Source organism: Corynebacterium sp. ACRQK, assembly GCF_022345965.1.
Taxonomy (GTDB): Bacteria; Actinomycetota; Actinomycetes; order Mycobacteriales; family Mycobacteriaceae; genus Corynebacterium.
In genome coordinates, this window is sequence record NZ_JAKRMU010000001.1 from 542,475 (window position 1) to 560,169 (window position 17,695).

General features: G+C 63.0%; 16 protein-coding genes. 4 read left to right on the forward strand and 12 right to left on the reverse strand.

Annotation, left to right across the window (positions count from 1 at the left end; genetic code table 11):
- Positions 1-11: 11 nt before the first annotated feature.
- Entirely contained in the window at positions 12-1,229 is a 1,218-nt protein-coding gene (glgC, locus tag MHX63_RS02415) for a glucose-1-phosphate adenylyltransferase (RefSeq protein WP_239387080.1), read from the reverse strand.
- Between the two features lie 146 nt (positions 1,230-1,375).
- On the opposite strand from glgC, the gene glgA reads away from it, so the two are divergent.
- Together glgA and MHX63_RS02425 are read left to right on the forward strand one after the other, a co-directional pair.
- Positions 1,376-2,560: a glycogen synthase gene (gene glgA / locus MHX63_RS02420; protein ID WP_239387081.1), complete on the forward strand. Its 1,185-nt coding sequence runs from the start codon at positions 1,376-1,378 to the stop codon at positions 2,558-2,560.
- Positions 2,561-2,587: 27 nt separating this feature from the next.
- Positions 2,588-4,156, forward strand: a complete 1,569-nt coding sequence (locus MHX63_RS02425; protein WP_239387082.1) for a GH32 C-terminal domain-containing protein — start codon at positions 2,588-2,590, stop codon at positions 4,154-4,156.
- A gap of 21 nt (positions 4,157-4,177) precedes the next feature.
- On the opposite strand, the gene MHX63_RS02430 is transcribed toward MHX63_RS02425, so the two are convergent.
- From MHX63_RS02430 to dapE, 5 genes are all read right to left on the reverse strand, one after another.
- Complete coding sequence (locus MHX63_RS02430) at positions 4,178-5,053, reverse strand: methyltransferase domain-containing protein (protein WP_239387083.1); 876 nt, start codon at positions 5,051-5,053, stop codon at positions 4,178-4,180.
- 157 nt (positions 5,054-5,210) lie between these two features.
- Positions 5,211-6,689, reverse strand: coding sequence for a M17 family metallopeptidase (locus tag MHX63_RS02435; RefSeq protein WP_239387084.1), 1,479 nt, complete (start codon positions 6,687-6,689; stop codon positions 5,211-5,213).
- A 3-nt stretch (positions 6,690-6,692) separates the two neighbouring features.
- Positions 6,693-7,073, reverse strand: a complete 381-nt coding sequence (locus MHX63_RS02440) for a DivIVA domain-containing protein (RefSeq protein WP_239387085.1) — start codon at positions 7,071-7,073, stop codon at positions 6,693-6,695.
- Positions 7,074-7,123: 50 nt separating this feature from the next.
- On the reverse strand, positions 7,124-7,981 hold the full coding sequence (locus MHX63_RS02445) for a TIGR00730 family Rossman fold protein (RefSeq protein ID WP_239387086.1): 858 nt from the start codon (positions 7,979-7,981) through the stop codon (positions 7,124-7,126).
- Between the two features lie 83 nt (positions 7,982-8,064).
- Positions 8,065-9,213: a succinyl-diaminopimelate desuccinylase gene (dapE, locus tag MHX63_RS02450; protein ID WP_239387087.1), complete on the reverse strand. Its 1,149-nt coding sequence runs from the start codon at positions 9,211-9,213 to the stop codon at positions 8,065-8,067.
- A 137-nt stretch (positions 9,214-9,350) separates the two neighbouring features.
- Between dapE and MHX63_RS02455 the strand changes: the two genes are divergently transcribed.
- Positions 9,351-10,775: an amino acid permease gene (locus MHX63_RS02455; protein WP_239387088.1), complete on the forward strand. Its 1,425-nt coding sequence runs from the start codon at positions 9,351-9,353 to the stop codon at positions 10,773-10,775.
- Positions 10,776-10,804: 29 nt separating this feature from the next.
- Positions 10,805-11,836: a 2,3,4,5-tetrahydropyridine-2,6-dicarboxylate N-succinyltransferase gene (dapD, locus tag MHX63_RS02460; RefSeq protein WP_239387089.1), complete on the forward strand. Its 1,032-nt coding sequence runs from the start codon at positions 10,805-10,807 to the stop codon at positions 11,834-11,836.
- 13 nt (positions 11,837-11,849) lie between these two features.
- Here the strand turns inward: dapD and MHX63_RS02465 are convergent, their stop codons facing one another.
- From MHX63_RS02465 to MHX63_RS02490, 6 genes are all read right to left on the reverse strand, one after another.
- Complete coding sequence (locus MHX63_RS02465; RefSeq protein WP_239387090.1) at positions 11,850-12,773, reverse strand: pseudouridine synthase; 924 nt, start codon at positions 12,771-12,773, stop codon at positions 11,850-11,852.
- Between the two features lie 26 nt (positions 12,774-12,799).
- Positions 12,800-13,936 (reverse strand): succinyldiaminopimelate transaminase, encoded by a 1,137-nt coding sequence (gene dapC, locus MHX63_RS02470; protein ID WP_239387091.1) that lies wholly within the window; start codon positions 13,934-13,936, stop codon positions 12,800-12,802.
- Between the two features lie 77 nt (positions 13,937-14,013).
- Positions 14,014-14,331 carry a ferredoxin gene (gene fdxA / locus MHX63_RS02475; protein WP_011273859.1) on the reverse strand — a complete coding sequence of 106 codons (318 nt, stop codon included), beginning with the start codon at positions 14,329-14,331 and terminating at the stop codon, positions 14,014-14,016.
- Between the two features lie 69 nt (positions 14,332-14,400).
- Positions 14,401-14,895: a hypothetical protein gene (locus MHX63_RS02480; protein ID WP_239387092.1), complete on the reverse strand. Its 495-nt coding sequence runs from the start codon at positions 14,893-14,895 to the stop codon at positions 14,401-14,403.
- 29 nt (positions 14,896-14,924) lie between these two features.
- Positions 14,925-15,929 (reverse strand): N-acetyl-1-D-myo-inositol-2-amino-2-deoxy-alpha-D-glucopyranoside deacetylase, encoded by a 1,005-nt coding sequence (mshB, locus tag MHX63_RS02485; protein ID WP_239387093.1) that lies wholly within the window; start codon positions 15,927-15,929, stop codon positions 14,925-14,927.
- A 3-nt stretch (positions 15,930-15,932) separates the two neighbouring features.
- Positions 15,933-17,678, reverse strand: coding sequence for an ABC transporter family substrate-binding protein (locus MHX63_RS02490; RefSeq protein WP_239387094.1), 1,746 nt, complete (start codon positions 17,676-17,678; stop codon positions 15,933-15,935).
- Between the last annotated feature and the right edge of the window lie 17 nt (positions 17,679-17,695).

Sequence of the window (17,695 nt, forward strand, 5' to 3'; positions counted from 1 at the left end):
CGACGACAGCGTTAGACGACCACGTTCTTACCGATGCAGACTACGCCACCCTTGGAGATGGTGAAGCGATCCTGGTCGCGGGCGCGATCCACGCCGATGATCTCGCCTGCGGAAACCTGAACGTTCTTGTCGATGATTGCGTGGCGCACTACGGCTCCGCGGCCAATGCGCACGCCTGGCATGATCACACAGCCTTCGACAGAGGCGCCCTCTTCCACAATCACGTTCTCGCTCAGAACGGAGTTACGCACCGTACCGGCGGAGATGATGCAGCCCGCCGAAACCATGGAGGACTGAGCAATACCGCCCTTGACAAACTTCGCGGGCGGAAGGTTACCCGTCTCCGCAGTGTGGATCGGCCACTGCTGGTTGTACAGGTTAAAAACCGGGTGCACACTGATCAGGTCCATGTGAGCCTCGTAGAACGCATCAACGGTACCCACATCGCGCCAATAGCCTTTGTCGCGCTCAGTCTCGCCCGGGACGTAGTTGTTGGAGAAATCGTAGACGTATGCCTCCCCGCGGTCGACTAGGCGCGGGATGATGTCGCCGCCCATGTCGTGGTTGGAGTTCTCGTCCTCGGAGTCCTCCTTCAGCGTGTCGATCAGCGTCTGCGCGGTGAAGACGTAGTTACCCATGGAGGCAAAGGAGACCTCTGGGTCGTCCGGCACGCTCGGCGGCTCCGCAGGCTTCTCCAGGAACTGCTCGATCTTGTTGTTATCGTCCGCCTGGATCACGCCGAACGCCGTTGCTTCGTGACGCGGAACGCGCAGACCAGCGACGGTCACTCCAGCGCCGCTGTTGATGTGCTCCTGCACCATCTGCTCCGGATCCATGCGGTAGACGTGGTCCGCACCGAACACGATGATGTAATCCGGCTGCTCGTCGTACACCAGGTTGAGGGACTGCAGAATTGCATCCGCAGAACCGGTGAACCAGCGCTTGCCAAGTCGCTGCTGTGCCGGAACCGGGGTGATGTATTGGCCGGTCAGGCCGGACAGCTGCCACGACTGGGAGATGTGGCGGTCAAGGGAGTGCGACTTGTACTGAGTCAACACGCAGATCTTGTAGTAACCGGCGTTGACCAGGTTAGATAGCACGAAGTCGATCAGGCGATAGTTACCGCCGAAGGGAACGGCGGGCTTAGCGCGGTCAGCGGTGAAAGGGTAGAGGCGCTTCCCCTCGCCACCGGCAAGGACAATGGACAGGACGTTTGATCTGCTCTTCACACTTTCCAACCTAGCGACACAGCTTTACTTTTGCTTGCCAAGCAGCTAATCGGGTAACCACCCGGTGCCCCCTAATTCGTCACCCGTGATGAGCAGCCCATTTGCTTGCCAGGACACGCAGTGCCCCGCGTGGTTAATCTGGAGGCATGCGTATCGCCATGCTGACAAAGGAATATCCCCCAGAGATTTACGGTGGTGCCGGCGTGCACGTCACCGAGTTGGTTCGTTACATGCGGAAGCTCGAGCACGTGGACGTGCACTGCATGGGCGGGCCGCGCGAGGAGCAGGATGTCTACGTCCACGGCGTAGATTCGGAGCTCGCCGAGGCCAACGGTTCCATCAAGACCCTTTCCACCGGCCTGCGCATGGCGAACTCTCTGGGCGACGCCGAGGTTGTCCACTCCCACACCTGGTACACCGGCCTGGGAGGCCACGTCGGCGGCCTGCTGAACGGAATCCCCCACGTGGCCACCGCTCACTCCCTGGAGCCACACCGCCCGTGGAAGCGCGAGCAGCTCGGCGGCGGATACGACGTCTCCTCCTGGTCGGAGAAGAACGCGATGGAGAACGCGGATGCCGTCATCGCCGTGTCCGCGAAAATGAAAGAATCCATCCTCGACGCATACCCGGCCATCGACCCGGACCGCATCCACGTCGTGCTCAACGGCATTGACTCCGAGCTGTGGCAACCCCGCCCAACCTTCGAGGCGGCCGTGGAGGCTGGCAATCGATCCGTACTCACGGAACTGGGCGTCGCCCCCAACCGCCCCATCGTCTCCTTCGTCGGACGCATCACGCGACAAAAGGGCGTGCCCCACCTGCTCAAGGCGGTCGCGCACCTCGACCCAGAGATCCAGGTTGTGCTGTGCGCCGGCGCGCCGGATACCCCGGAGATCGAGGCCGAGGTCACCGCGCTTGTTGAGAAGCTGCAGGCAGAGCGCGACGGCGTGTACTGGGTGAAGGAAATGATGGACAAGCCGAACCTGCAGGAGATTCTGTCGGCCTCCGATGCGTTCCTGTGCCCCTCCATCTACGAGCCGCTGGGCATCGTGAACCTAGAAGCCATGGCCTGTGGCACGGCCGTTGTGGCCTCTGACGTGGGCGGCATTCCTGAGGTTGTCGTAGATGGGGAGACCGGCACCCTGGTCCACTACGACGAGAACGACGCCGAGACCTTTGAGCGTGGCTTGGCCGACTCGACGAATGCACTCGTGGCGGATCAGCAGAAGGTGCGAGCCTTCGGCGAGGCCGGCCGCCAGCGCGCGGTGACGACCTTCAGTTGGGCCACCATCGCCGAGCAGACCGTGGACGTTTACAGGTCTCTGCTTTAAACAGAATCCGCTGGTATGAATGGGAGCATGCACTCTTCCTCCCATAAGCACCGCCCGGAACTGCACGTCACCGCAGAAACGGGGGTGCTGGAAGCCCCCGCAGGCGCCGTCTTCACGGGTCACGCCCTGCATGTTTTCCACCAGTTCCGCCCCCGCGCTGCCGAGGGATCGCGCTGGGCACACCAGGTGGCCTCGGAGGCGACATACGACTGGGACATCTGCGACGACGTCGTAGTCCCGAACCAGGGGCTCCCCGCGCAGGACGATGCTGCTCAAGATGCCGGCACTAATGTCTCCAACGGCCCCGAGGTGGACGTCCTCGCCGGCGCGGCGGTTCCGATGGGGCTGGGAGCTGAGCTGTTCTTCGTCACCACCCGCGCCACGGACGAGGCATCCACAGACCAGGCTCTGGCAGCAGACATCCCCCATGGTCAGCGCGGGCCGCGCACCTTCACCATCGAGCGCGCGGAAATCCCAAACCTGATGGAGGCCACGGAAGTTTCGGACGATCCGAGCCTACCGGACCCCCACGTCCGTCGCCTGGGTCCCATCGACATCGACGACTCCGCCTTCCCCGTAGAAAACCTGGTGACCCCCAGCGTTATTCGCCACGAGGATCCCGCCAACCCGGACGAGGAATGGCTGATGGTCGCGCTCTCTCTCAACGGCGACAAGGACGCACAGATCGTCGTCCTGCGCTCCGCCGACCGCCAGCACTGGCGCGTTCTGGGGCCCATCGAGCTGCCGGCCGAGGCCGCCCTGCGCCCCGGCCGCCCGTTCGCGCCGCGCATTGTTTCTATGGTGGACGCCGACTCTTCCGTCCGCCGCGATGTCCTGTTCGTGACCTTCCCCGGCGACGCTGGGGAATCCGATGAGGTCGCGGGGTACATCGTCGGCAACCTCAGCGGCACGTCGTTCAACCTGACCAGCCCCTACACCGTCATCGACTTTGGTCATGACTTCACGCGCCCCCGCGTAATTGACCACACCACTCCGGTGATGTTCGGCCTGGTTGGCGCCCACCCTTCGCTGGATGGGCAATGGGCGAACTGCCTGTCAACACCGCGTTACCTCACGCTGGTAGACGGCGAGCTTTTCCAGGACATCGTCGGTGCCCCGACCGCCGTGCGCACATTTTCGGACTACGCATTCCTCTGGACCACCCAGCTGGATGTCGCACAGGGCAGTGTCGACGTCGACGTGACGGACGACTCCGGGCAGGTCATCGCAACCATCAGCTACACCAACGACTCGGTCTCCATCACCCGCCTGGGCGTGGACACGCGCACCGCTCCGTTGAAGGATGCGGATTCGGATACGCTGACGATCTTCCTCGACGGCCCGGTGTGTGAGATTTTCGCCGACGGAGGCGCCGTGACACTGACCAGCGCAATTCCAGCGCACTCGCAGATCTCCGACATCGACGTGCGCGCCACAGGTGGAGCAAAGATCATCTCGTCCATGCAGACCGCCGGTCGGCATCTCATGCGTATGCAGGCGGGCCTGACCTCTCCGGAAGAGCAGGAGCGTTACATGGCTGAGGCCCTCATCGCGGACCGCGACGTGGCCGAGGGGATCCTCGACGAGGAGGACTAGCGGCCGCTCGCTAGCGCGACTCTAGCGGTTAGCCTTCGCCAGGCGCGTGATGGCTGCGCGAGCCGTGACCTCCATGGTCTCCGGCAGCGCGGCGATACGCTCTTGCAAGACGTCCGGGTGGATGTGGCGCGCCGAGGGGCTCATGCCGATCTGGGCGGCAATGGAAGCCTGATCCAGTTGCATCGGGAACTCGATGTGCTCCGGGTCCCCCACCGGCACCAGGTGGCCCGATGCCTGGTTGATCATCCGCTCCACCTTGCCTTCTTCCACATCCAGAATGCCCAGCGGTTCACGCAGCTCACCCAGGTGGCCGACCTCCGCGGTCAGGACAACCACCTGTCCCTCCGGCGTAAGGATACGGGCGAACTCTGCCGCATTACGCGGGGCGAAGACAACCATGATCGCGTCAACACTTTCCGAAAGAATCGGTAGGCGCGACCAGGCGTCGGCCACAACGGCCCCGACCCGAGAGTGCGAAGTGGCCAGGCGCTTCGCCGCCGCAGTAGAAACGTCGATACCTACGCCGCGGGAGCGCTCGATCGTGTCGAGAGTGTGCGCTAGGTAGTAACCCGTGCCGGCGCCGATCTCCACGATGGACGGGGCGTGCTCGGCAGCGACATTGCCGTCATCCAGCACATTTTCAACATTGGTGGTCACGGCCTCCACGAAGGGGGCGAAATGCCCACCGGACAGGAAGGTCTCGCGAGCGTCGATCATTGACGCATCGTCGCCCGAGTAACGCAGGCCGGAGCCTCCTGCGAGAGTCACATACCCCTGACGCGCGACGTCATAGCTGTGACCGGATTCGGAAACCAGAGTGCGCCACTCGTCATCACCGGCGCTCAAGCGGGAACCGTCTACGGGGTCGGCAAGGAGGTCAATGACATCTGCAAGCACGAACAGATTCCTTCCTGAAAAATTGTGCGAGTCTCCCGCGGGCGGGAGCTAATAAACGACCACCCCATCGTAAACCGTCCACCGCCCGAAATGTATATCGGGCAGGCGTGTATCCGCGGGCAGTTAAATGCGCCACTGGAACTAGCGCATCAACCAATTAGTGCATCAACCACTGCACCAGAGTGCGCGCGCCGAAGCCCGTGCCTACCGGTGTGACTTCGTCGTAGGTGGATTCCGCGCGCCCCGGGCCGGCGATATCCAGGTGGATCAGCGGTACGGCACGGGTGAAACGGCGCAGGAACATCGCAGCGGTGGTCGCACCCGGCCCCTTCGGGGTCTGACGTACGTCGGCAATCTTGGAGGTTACGTTTTCCTCCAGGTAGTCCTGCATCGGCATCGGCCACCAGCGCTCGCCTACGATAGCGCCGCGACGGGCGAGCTTGACGCCCGCACCCCAGTTATCGGAGAACACAGCACCGGTGCGCAGGCCCAGCGCCACCTTGGCGGCCCCCGTCAGCGTCGCTACGGTCACCACGGCGGCGGGCTTGTATTTCTTCGCTCCATAGCTCACCGCATCGGCCAGGATCATGCGCCCCTCGGCATCGGTGTTCGTCACTTCGGAGGTCAGCCCGCCGTAGTGTTCCACCACATCGCCGGGGCGGTAAGACTTTCCATCGATCATGTTCTCCGCCGTCGGAATCAGTGCCACAACCTTGCGCGGCACCTGCTGCTCGGCCAAAGCACGGAAGGCAGCAATGACACTGGCTCCGCCAGTCATGTCGGTACGCATCGTGTCCATGCCCGCAGCCGGCTTCACGCTAATGCCGCCTGTATCGAAGGTCACGCCCTTGCCCACCAGCACAACGGTGCGACGGCGGCGGCGCTGATCTACCTTCTGCGGATCCCACACCAACTCGATCAGCATAGGCGGTCGGGAGGAACCCCCACCGACGGCCAGAATGCCACCGAAGCCCTTGTCCTTGAGCCAACCCGCGTCGCGCAGACGCACCTTAACACCGTCCAGATCCTCCACGGCCTTCTTGGCTCGGGTGGCCAGCCACTCCGGAGACTTTACGTTGGCAGGCGCGTTCGCCAGATCGCGCGACAGGCAAGTCGCCTTGCCCAAGGCTTTACCTTCGGTCACTGCGGCAACGTAGTCGGCAGTGTCGAAACCGTTGAATTCGTAGCCTTCCGGCAGCACGATGTGAACGTCGCGCACGCGGGCGGGCTTGCGCTTGTTGGTGGTGACGAAGCTGTGGTTGCCGACGATCAGACCGATGACCAGGGAGCGCACATTGGCGGGCGTGAACTCCCCCGGCAAGTGCACCTGCACAATGTGCTTCTTTGCGCGCACGGGGTGGCCGTCGACAACCTTGCCGATGCGACGCACCAGCCGGGCGCCGGCGCCCCGCCAACCGTCTTCCAGGAACTCGCGGCCATCGCTAAGGTCCAGCGGGCGGCTCGGCTCGTTCGGCACCCACGCCACCCACTGGCCGGTGGCGTCCAGCTCAATCTCGCTCGGCGCATTCGCGCCAGGTGCAACCTTCACCTGGGTTTCGATGATTTCGGATCCCTCCGCGCGCGGGCCGATCGTCACACGGGTCACTTTCTGGGGAATGCTTGGGATCGGTGCCATTGCTTAACGCTCCTGTTCACGGGGTTCTGCGATGTCTGTTTCTGCAGCGTGGTCTTCTACAGCGTGTCCTTCTGTAGCGTGGCTCTTAGTAGCGTGAGCCGCGCCACCGACTTGCTGCTCCAGCTCCCCGATGCGTCCAGCGAGCCGGTCGATGTAGAAGTCCACTTCAGCCTGGTTGTAACCGCGAATCTCCAGAGAGAATCCGGCATCCCGGATCCCTTCGGCGGTAAGCGAGCCGTTCTCCAGGTTCTCCCAGTGCTGTTGCTTTGCGTTTCCCGCGGTCACGGGAGGCAGGGCCTCACCGCGGCCGAAGACAGTACCGAGTAGATAAACCAGGAGCGCACCGACGAGGAACGCTCCGACGAGAGACAACAACCAAAACATACCTATTAATCTACCGCCTCAAGGGTTCGTTTCGGCGGCTTGTGGGGGGCTTATTTGGTTCCCGGCTCCGCCTCGTCGCCGAAGCGCTCCAGCTCTGCGTCAATTCGCTCTTGCTCCAGCGCCAGCTCCTCCTGACGGATCTTGAGCTTCTGGACGTGGTTATCGTGTGCGTCCACGCAGATACGCACGGCCTCGGCTGGATCATCGGTTACGTAGAACAGATCCACATCCTCTGGGGAGATCATGCCCTCTTCAACCAGTCGATCGTGGATCCAGTCGACTAGCCCGCCCCAGAACTCCTTGCCAATCAGGATTATCGGGAACTTCCGGATCTTCTCCGTCTGTACCAATACCAGCGCTTCGAACAGCTCATCCAAGGTGCCGTAGCCACCGGGCAGGCAAATGAATGCCTGCGAGTACTTCAGGAACATCGTCTTGCGCACGAAGAAGTAGCGGAAATTCAGCCCCAGATCCACCCATTGGTTCATGCCCTGCTCCATGGGGAGCTCGATGCCCAGGCCGATGGACATGCCGCCGGATTCCTGCGCACCGCGGTTCGGGGCTTCCATCAGGCCCGGCCCGCCGCCGGTGATCGTCGCGTAGCCGGCTTCGTGGATCAGCCGCCCCAGCTCCCGGCCCTTTTCGTAGTATGCGTGGCCGGGCTTCACACGCGCGGAACCGAACACAGTGATCGCCTTCGGGATTTTCGCCAGCGCGCCGAACCCATCGACGAATTCGGACTGGATGCGCATCACGCGCCACGGATCAGTGTGCAACCAATCAATGCTGGCCTGCTCCCCCAGCAGGCGCTGGTCCGTAGTGGACTTCTGCTTCTGGCTGTGCTTCTTGCCGCGCAGCAGCATCGGTCCACGAAGCCGGAAGTCTCGGTTGTTCTCGCTGGTAGTCATGCGTAAGTGTGCCTTAAATGTCTGGTCGATCTTTATACTTCTTTATGCTTCTCACGCTACTGGTTGCGGGCTCGTGGCGCTCGTCAGCGAGAGAGAAACTGAATCAACTGGCGGCTAACCTCTTCGATCTGTGCCACCGGACAACGCTCGTCCTTCGTGTGGCACAGGCCCGGGTCGCCGGGACCGAAGTTCACAGCGGGGATGCCCAGCTCGGTGAAACGGGCCACGTCGGTCCAGCCGTACTTCGGGCGCCCCCGTCCTCCGGTGGCCTCCACCAGCTTCGCCGCGAAGGGTTGGTGCAAGCCCGGGGCGGCTGCGGCTGCGGCGTCATCAAGAAAAACAGAGAAACCTTCGGCAGGGCTATCGGGCGTGCCGACCTGCAGCACCTCGTACAGGTGCGCCAGAGCCTCCTCCACGCTGCGGTTCGGGGCAAAGCGGAAGTTGATGAAAGCCCACGCCTCGTCAGGAATGGTATTAGTGGCCACGCCGGACTCTGCCACAACGGCGTTGAGCCCTTCCTTATAGGTCAGGCCATCGATCTCCACGTCCTGCGGCTCGTAATCCGCCACGCGTACCAACACACGAGCCAGCTCGTGGAGTGCATTGTGGCCGAGCCAGCTGCGGGCGGAGTGTGCACGAGCACCCAAGGCTGTTACCTTCACGCGAATGGTTCCCTGGCATCCGGCCTCGATCATTGCCCCGGACGGTTCGCCCAGCAGCGCCAGATCCCCCTCCAGCAAGTCGGGATTAGATTGCACCAGGTGGTTCAGGCCGTTGTACTTGGTGGCTACTTCCTCGCCCTCGTAGAGAACCAGCGTCAGATCACAGGCCAGATCCGGGGAGTTGGCCAGGGTGGCGAAGGCATGTGCATAACAAGCAGCGCCAGATTTCATGTCCACAGAACCGAGACCGAAGACGGTCTGCTCCCCCGTCTCCGGATCCGGCCCCAGACGCGAGGGCAGATTATCCGCCGGCGGCACCGTATCCAGGTGCCCCGCCAGGACTACCCGATCCCCAAGATCGCGGTGGGTGCGGGCAACCAAGGTGTTGCCCCGGCGCGTGACCTCCACGTTCTCGATGACCCGGAGGGCCGGCTCAACAGCGTCTGCGATCTCCTGCTCGTGGTGCGACTCGCTATAGATGTCAACGAGTTGGCGGGTCAAGGGTACCGCCCCGGCGAAAAGATCTATTGGAGTCTCAATGGAGGATTCTGAAGATTCTGCAGTACTCATTGCTTGCGATCCTAGACGAGCCCACTACCTACCGTCGGGGGCGGGCGGGTGGTCTGCGGGGTGAAACCTACCCGCCACAGGGGCTAAAAGTACCCATGCTGGCTTTTAGCAAGAGCGGTTGTGTTCTAATTTTCGGTATGAAGACTCGAAACTCCGATTCAGGTGCCGCGGAAGGCACCTCTAACCAACTGGGTCACAGTCTAGAGACCCGGCACCTAACCATGATGGGCTTGGGCTCGGCCATTGGCGCTGGTCTTTTTCTCGGCACGGGCGTGGGCATCCAGGCGGCAGGCCCGGCCGTGCTGCTTTCCTACATTGTCGCCGGCATTGTGGTGATCGCTGTCATGCAGATGCTGGGTGAGCTCGCCGCCGCTCGCCCAGCCTCCGGTACCTTCGCCACCTACGGCCAGATGGCTTTCGGCCGCTGGAATGGCTTTGCTCTGGGCTGGCTGTACTGGTTCATGCTGATCATGGTGATGGGGGCCGAGATTACCGGCGCGGGAGCGATCATGGGCGCGTGGTTCGGCGTAGAAGGTTGGATCCCCGGCCTGGTGTGCGTGGTGCTGTTCACCATCGTGAACCTGGCTGGCGTACGCGGTTTCGGCGAGTTCGAATACTGGTTCGCCTTCATCAAGGTCGCCGTCATCGTCATCTTCCTGCTTATCGGCACGACTCTACTGCTGGGGCTGTTTCCCAGCTACGACTCCCCCGGCCTCAGCAACTTCTCTGACTTCGCTCCCAATGGCATCTCCGGTATGGCGGTAGGCCTACTGGCTGTGGCTTTCGCCTTCGGCGGCATTGAGATCGTTACGATTGCTGCCGCGGAGTCGAAGGACCCGGCGAACTCCATCGCCGCCGCCGTGCGCGCCGTCATCTGGCGTATTTCCATTTTCTACCTGGGCAGTGTCTTCCTGATCACCGCCCTGCTGCCCTTCGACACCCTGGGTGAGGCCGAATCCGCCGAGGAGTCTCCGTTCACCCGCATCTTGGCTCTCGCCCAGATGCCGGGCATCGTCGAGATCATGGAGGCCGTGATCGTCCTGGCTCTGCTGTCGGCCTTCAACGCGCAGATTTATGCGACCAGCCGTCTAATGTACAGCTTCTCCCAGGAGCGCAATGCGCCGCGCTGGTTCCGCAAGACCAACGCCCAAAAAGTGCCTTACCGCGCCGTGTGGTGCTCCCTGTTCTTCGCCTTCGTCTCCGTTGCGCTGCAGGTGTGGGGGCCGGAGGACCTGATAAAGATCCTGTTCAACGCCGTCGGCGGCACGCTACTGGTCATCTGGATGTTTATCGTGCTGGCCCAGATCAAGCTGCGCCCCACCTTCGAACGCGATGGCAGCCTTTCCGTGCGCATGTGGGGCTACCCTGTGCTGCCCTGGCTGACATTCTTGGCACTCATCGCCCTGACGGTCTTGATGCTCTTCGACGACGACGCTCGCTTGCAGGTCCTCACCGTCACCATCGCCTTTGTGGTCCTGAGTGTGATCGGTCTGGTGCTGCAGAAAATGCAGGGGTCGCAGGTGGCCGATGACACCACGGTGGGCAGCGACTCCAACGCATAGGTTCAAACACATATGTAGGATCGGCAACCATGACTTCTGCCTATGGACATGGATTTGCCACTCTGACCGATTCTGGCGACGTGCTGGACACCTGGTTTTTCGAGTTCGACCTCGGCACAGCTGATGCCCGTGCCACTGAATCTGGCACCGCCGGTTCCACCGAGTCGGGCACGCAGGTGCTCGATCTTTCTGACGCCACCGCCTCCGCCCCTGAACCCTTCCGTCCCCTGGTCAATCTGGCTAGCAAGGACGAGTTCCGCGGCACTCGCCGCGTAGCGGTGACCACTACCATCGCCGATCTGGACGCTGCACCAGCCGATGCGCACGACGCTTACCTGCGCCTGCACCTGATCTCCGGTCGCAAGATCCAACCCCACGGCTGCAACTTGGATGGCCTGTTCGGCCTGCTTAGCAATGTGGTGTGGACGAACTACGGCCCGTGCGCCGTCCCCGGTTTCGAGTCTGTCCGCGCCCGCCTGCAGGCCGAGCGCGGCCCGGTGACGGTCTACAGCGTGGATAAGTTCCCGCGCATGGTGGATTACGTGGTCCCCACGGGTGTGCGTATCGGCGATGCGGACCGCGTGCGCCTGGGTGCTCACTTGGCCGAGGGCACGACCGTTATGCACGAGGGCTTCATTAACTTCAATGCAGGCACGCTGGGTTCCTCCATGGTTGAGGGCCGCATTTCCGGTGGCGTGGTGGTGGGCGACGGCTCCGACATCGGTGGCGGCGCTTCTGTCATGGGCACTCTGTCCGGTGGTGGCAAGGAGGTCATTTCCATCGGCGAGCGTTGCTTGCTGGGCGCGAACTCCGGCGTGGGCATTTCCCTGGGCGATGACGTTACGGTCGAGGCCGGCCTGTACATCACCTTCGGCACCAAGGTGACCCTCACCGACGAGGTAGCCAAGCAGTTGGGTAAGCAGGCAGGCGTATCCGTCAAGGCCTCCGAGCTTTCGGGCGCCAGCGGGCTCCTATTCCGCCGCAATTCCGTCTCCGGCGCAGTCGAGGCCGTCGCGAATGCCTCCGCTGTCGAGCTCAACGAGGCTCTGCACGCCAACTAGGCGCGTGCACTAACTAGGCCAAGCTCCCCCACTGGGACCACGGCTTTTCCAGGCAGTGCTCGATCTCGATGCGCTGCCTGTTTTTTGATGACGCCACCAGTGCCAGCTCAATAGCGACGGCACGCAAGCACAGGGCGCCCTCCCCGGGACGGTATTCCGGGTACGTGTCATCGCCGTTAATAGGAGCTCCCAGATGATTCATCAGTACCCGCAGCTGGTGTGTATACCCCGTCAAGGGTTGTAGTTCGTACACGGCCGTGGGGGTGCCCCCACGTATGGCTTCCGCGGGTGTGACTTCCGCACCAGCACGGCTGGCGAGCTTCCGGATGCGCGTGACGGTCGGCCGAGCCTGCTCCCCGCCCACAACCTTCACCTGCGGGTCGCCCTTAATTTTCAGCATCGGCAGCTGCACTTCCTGCCACTGCGTCATGATCTCCGGAATGTCCGCGGCCAGCGCCTGATACGTCTTGGTGACCTCGCGGCGCTGAAATTGTGTCTGTAGGAACCCACGGGTGGCCGGGTTGCGCGCGAGCACCAGCAGGCCGCGGGTATCCCGGTCCAGCCGGTGGGCTGCCACCAACTCGGGTTCCTGCCGACGTACGCGCATCAGCGACTGTGCGGTCGCCCGCAGCAGTCTGCCGTTGGGGGTGGACGGCAAACCGTGGGGCTTATCCACCACCACGGCATCCGGGCCGGAATACAACACAGGAATGTCCGCCGCCAACAGCTCTGCGGGTTCTTCTGGGAAGTCGGGATAGACCCATGTGGGCGTCCGCCTCGCAAGAACAAGCCCCGGAGCCAGCGAGGTGCCAGGGGCGTAGGGTGAATCGCCCGCAGCAGCGGCCAGATAGGTGCGGCCATCGTCGGGAACGCGGCCGCTCAGCATGGCTTTAACGGCGGATACGCCGTGGCGCGGCGGCGGGCGCCAGCGTTGCAAGGCGGGGATGAGGCTCAGAGCTCCCGCTACCGGGCGGCTGCGGGATCTTCGCCGGTCAAGCGGCGGGCGGCAGCCTCAATTCGCTCGTCGGTGGCGGTGAGGCCCACGCGGACAAAGTTCTTGCCCTTCGGGCCGTAGAAGTCACCCGGAGCAACGAGGATGCCCTTATCGGCCAGCTCAGCGACAGTTTCGCGACCGTCGCGCCCCTGCGTGGCCCACAGGTACAGGCCACCGTCGGAGTACTCGATGTCGAAGCCAACCTCCAGCAGGGCAGCCTTCAGCAGATCGCGGCGGTGGCGGTACAGCTGCTTCTGCAGAATCTCGTGACCATCCTCCACCAGCGCGGCCACCATGGCGGACTGGATCGGCCCGGGGTTCATCAGGCCCGCGTGGCGGCGGATGCCCAGCAGCTCCTGGATCAACTCGCCGTCGCCGGCCAACCAGCCTGCGCGATAAGAGGCGAGGTTGGAGGTCTTCGACAGCGAGTGCACGGCAATTAGGTTGGTGAAGTCTCCCCCACACACCGCCGGATCCAAGATCGACACAGGGCGCTCCTCGCCCCAACCCAGGCCCAGGTAGCACTCGTCGGAGACGATGATGGTGCCGCGTTCCCGGGCGAACTCCACGAATTTGCGCAGGTGATCCACGCCCAGCACCTGGCCGTGCGGGTTCGCCGGGGAGTTCAGGTAAATCAGCGCCGGGGTCTGCGGCCCCAACTTCAGCAGCGAATCGCTGCGCAGCACATCGGCCCCGGCCAGGCGGGCGGAGACCTCGTAAGTCGGATAGGCCAGCTCCGGGATCACCACCGTGTGACCCGCCCCGATCCCCAGCAGGGTGGGCATCCAGGCGATGGCTTCCTTAGTGCCGATCACCGGCAGCACCTGGGTATCGGCATCCAGCCCCCGCACCTGGAAGCGGCGCTCCATCGCCCCCACGATGGCCTCACGCAGCTCCTTGGTGCCCTTCGTCTGCGGGTAGCCAGGCTCCGCGGCGGACTCCGTTAGCGCCAGCTGAATGGCCGGGGAGACCGGATCTACAGGAGTGCCGACCGACAAATCCACAATCCCATCTGGGTGGCTGGTCGCCTTGGCCTTAGCCTCGGCAAGCGAATCCCACGGGAAGTCGGGCAGTCGGTCGGCTACTTTGGTGCGCTTGAAGGTCATGCTTGTACTCTATACCGCCTGTTTGGTACCCCCGGCGCTAACCGGTGCAAGCGTGGGAGTCAATAAAGAAAAAGCGGTTAGGCCTGCGGCGGCAGGTTGGCGATCAGCTCCGCGTCGAAATCCTGCGGCCCCAGCTTGGCGGCACCGCCCGGGGAACCCAGATCGTCAAAGAACGCAGCGTTGGCGTCGTTGTACTCTTCCCACTCGTCCGGCACGTCATCTTCGTAGAAGATGGCCTCAACCGGGCAGACAGGCTCGCAGGCGCCACAGTCCACGCACTCATCCGGGTGGATGTACAGCATGCGCTTGCCTTCGTAGATGCAGTCAACAGGGCACTCTTCTACGCAAGCGCGGTCCAATACGTCTACACAGGGCTGCGCAATCGTGTAGGTCATTGTCTAAATACCTACCCTTTCTGAAAAGTTCGTCATACTCCACAGAGCTCTCTTTGAGCTTCTATTCTGTCACTTCACCGGTTCCAGTGGAAACTGAGGGCGAAGTGGCCACGCGGCCGCTGCCATACCGACCACCAACAGCAGCATAGACCACACGGTCTGTGGCATTAACGTCGCCTCGCCGACAGGCAGCTCCGGCCACATCACCGCCAGCAGATAGCCGGCCAGCCACACGAGCGCGGGAATGCCCGCTATCAGCTTGTTATCGGTCCACAGAAGGGCGGTTTTCGTCACCGCGCGGTTGAAGAAGAACGCAAACAGGATTGTCCACGGCAGCGGCACCAGCGTGTCCCCCACCGTAATGCGCGAGCCGATGTATAAAACGCTGATGAACAGCCCGAACAGCGCGCCGATGGAGAGCCAGACGATGCCGGAAATGCGCTCAGCGCGCGTCGTATCTTGGCGTGCCTGACTCTTGGTGGGGTGGCCCCAGTTGGGCTCGTCTTTCTTCGCGTTCACGTCGAACCATCCTAGTGCCCTACCCCGTAGGACCTCCAAGGCCACGCGGTGTGGAGCCTAAGTGCCCCGCCGTCTCAGACCAGCTTTTCCCCCAGCGCGCGGGCAAAGAAATCCTCGGGCACGCCGGGGGCCGTCCAGCCCAGGCGATAGCTTTCACTGTCCAGCAGCGGCTGCGTAATAAGGTTCGACAGGCAGAACAGGGCGGTTGCTGTAGGCGCCGGCGGGTTAGAGTCCCGCACCTGGTCATTGACGTCCGAGGCCGTGCCATCAGCCACCCAAATCTGGGTGGCGTGGGCACGCATGGCGGCCTGCTTGGCCGCCACGTCCTCTGCGGTTCCGTGAATCACCAGATCGACCTCCACAGAGGGCACGGTCGCGATCTCCCCTGCAGCAGGCAAGGTCCAGCCTTCGGGCACGGCCGCCGGGTCCTCCTCGAGACCCTGCATCCCCTCGGCGAACTTCTCTTCCTCCGTCACGCACCACAGCACCTGGCTGGGAACGAAGACGTCTGCGTCTGCCTCCTCTGTACCCGCGCTACTCAGCCGCCGCACGGCCTCGTGCACAATGCGATGCGCCTGCTTGTGGTCCGGGTGCCCGTAGCCGCCGTCGGCGGCATACGTCAGGATCACCTCCGGCCGGATGCGCTGAATCTGCTGGATCAGCTGCTCTACCTGCGTATCCAGCAGTTTCTGCGCTGCCTCGGTCTCGCGCGCAAAAGCCCGCGAATGGCGGATGGACTCACTGCCCTCCATGCCCGAATCCCGCCACGCACCGCAGCCGCCCAGAAGGTTCGGTCCGTGCTGCACCCCCAGCGCACTGAGCGCCCGCTGCAGTTCCGCGATGCGGTAACCACCGAGCATTCCCGTGCCGCGTTCGTACTGCTGGGCGTCCATAAGAGCTAGGTACTTCTCCCCGATCACCTCGCCTTCCTCGCCGAGGGTGCAGGTGACAACGGCAACGTCGTGGCCCAGCCGCCGCGCCTTGGCTAGCGCCAGCCCCGTCCACAGGGTTTCGTCGTCCGGGTGCGCATGCACCGCCATTACGGTGATCTTCTGCGCTGCGGCGGGGGTTCTGATCACGGGTTAATCCTCCTGGAGGGCGTTTTCTGCAGCGTTGCGCTTGTTTTCCTCGATGGGGCTTAAGGTCCATCGCGGTGCCGAGATCAGCACCGAGCTGCTGTTATCCAGCGGCCAGTCTTCCAGCCCCGGAGTCGGCCCGTTGAGCCTGTCGGACGTCACCACGGTGAAGCGGTCGGACAGAATCGGCAGTACTGTGGAGATTTCCGCGATCCGATCGTCCAGCTTCTCTCGCTCGTCGTTAAGGTCGGCGTGGCCTTCGCTGAGTTTGTTTAAGCGTTCTTCCAGGTCACGGTCGCAGGTACCGCTGAGGTTCCCACCCCTGGGGATGTTGGGGTGTGACGCCCCTTCGTCCCCGCTGCCGTTACCCTCAGCTGGGTTCTTCGAGTCTGCGTCGCCGGACGGATCTGCAGAACCTTCCTCCTCGGGAGCGGTGGTGCAACCGTACTGTTCCACATAGTCGAAGGTGGCCTGCGGGCTGCGTTGCCACGTCACCACGCCGTCGACTTCTCCCTGCTCCACAGCCGAACCAAGAATCTCTCCCGCGTAGTCAGTGCGCACAGTAGCTGGAATTCCGGCGTGCAGCAGCTGGTCCACGACGGAGCGGGCAGCATCCACTGCCATCTGATCATCAGTGACCGCGCCGATGACGATGCCGTCTGGGCGCTCGTCAGACTGCAGGTCACGAGGCATCTCCGCGGCAGTCTTCGGGGTGGCGTTCCAGCGCGGCGCCTCTACTTCCGGATCCTGGGAGACGATCCGCGCGATTCGCTCCGCGTTGATCGCCCCCAGTACCCGTCGGCGGGTTTCCTGGTCAGAGAAAATCGGGCTGGCCTGGTTGAGCTGCAGGTTCAGCTGCACGCCCCGGGCGGTGTTGCGTATCTGCGTGTAGGGCAGTTGGTTAAGAGCCAGATCGGTGGTGGCCGAACGGTGCGTCATGTACATCTGGATCTGCTCGGTGCGCATCATCTGCGCACCTGTGGATTCGTTAGGCACGGCGCTGAAGCGAATAATATCCGTCTTGGCTGCCTTCGAACCCCAGTAGCGGTCGTTGCGCTGCAATTCCAGCAGGCCGCGCCCCTCGTCCACGGACTTCACGGAGTACTGCCCCGCAGAAGCGACGGATCCCCCGTCCATCATCGTGCTGAAGCTGCGCCCCTCCGCCCGGTAAATATGGCTGGGCAAAAGGTGTGTGAACAGTCGCTTCCAGTTGTTCAGCGGCTTATCGAAGGTAACCTTGAAGCTCTTTTCCTTCTTCTCCGGCTCGATGGAGGTGATGTGGCGGTACAGCCCCTTCGCCTCCGCGAGGGGTTCGTCCACAATCGCTTTACGCAGGTATTGGAAGTCGGAGATAGTGATGGGCGTGCCATCGGACCACTGCGCCTCCGGCTGGAGGGTATAGACCACTTCAGTCGGGTTCTCCCGGTCGTTTAGCTTGACCTCGCTGATCAGATCATCGTTGAGGTTCTCCCCCATCGAGCCAGCTGTGTAGACACTCGGCAGGGTCAGGTCGGCAACCGCCGCCACCACCGGGTTGCGGTTGCCCACCAGGTGCGGGTTGAGGTTGCCAGTGAAGCGATCCACGCCCACCGTGATCTCCCGCAGGCTCTCGTCAACCGGCTGCGGCTGCTGGGTTTGGGTGGAGGCGGAAGGGTCCTCCACCGTCGGAGCCTCGCCCGGATTCGCCTGGCAGGCGGCCAGCGTTAAGGCGAGTGTCGCCGATGTCAGGGCGGTCGCAGCTGTGGGCGTCACACTCCAAAAACCGCGAC

Bases quoted from the DNA above. Each gene is read 5' to 3' on its own strand.
- MHX63_RS02445 (WP_239387086.1), bottom strand. From the start codon at position 7,981: ATGACTACCAGCGAGAACAACCGAGACTTCCGGCTTCGTGGACCGATG.
- fdxA (WP_011273859.1), bottom strand. From the start codon at position 14,331: ATGACCTACACGATTGCGCAGCCCTGTGTAGACGTATTGGACCGCGCT.
- glgA (WP_239387081.1), top strand. From the start codon at position 1,376: ATGCGTATCGCCATGCTGACAAAGGAATATCCCCCAGAGATTTACGGT.
- MHX63_RS02440 (WP_239387085.1), bottom strand. From the start codon at position 7,073: ATGTTTTGGTTGTTGTCTCTCGTCGGAGCGTTCCTCGTCGGTGCGCTC.
- MHX63_RS02435 (WP_239387084.1), bottom strand. From the start codon at position 6,689: ATGGCACCGATCCCAAGCATTCCCCAGAAAGTGACCCGTGTGACGATC.
- dapE (WP_239387087.1), bottom strand. From the start codon at position 9,213: ATGAGTACTGCAGAATCTTCAGAATCCTCCATTGAGACTCCAATAGAT.
- dapC (WP_239387091.1), bottom strand. From the start codon at position 13,936: ATGACCTTCAAGCGCACCAAAGTAGCCGACCGACTGCCCGACTTCCCG.
- dapD (WP_239387089.1), top strand. From the start codon at position 10,805: ATGACTTCTGCCTATGGACATGGATTTGCCACTCTGACCGATTCTGGC.
- MHX63_RS02455 (WP_239387088.1), top strand. From the start codon at position 9,351: ATGAAGACTCGAAACTCCGATTCAGGTGCCGCGGAAGGCACCTCTAAC.
- MHX63_RS02425 (WP_239387082.1), top strand. From the start codon at position 2,588: ATGCACTCTTCCTCCCATAAGCACCGCCCGGAACTGCACGTCACCGCA.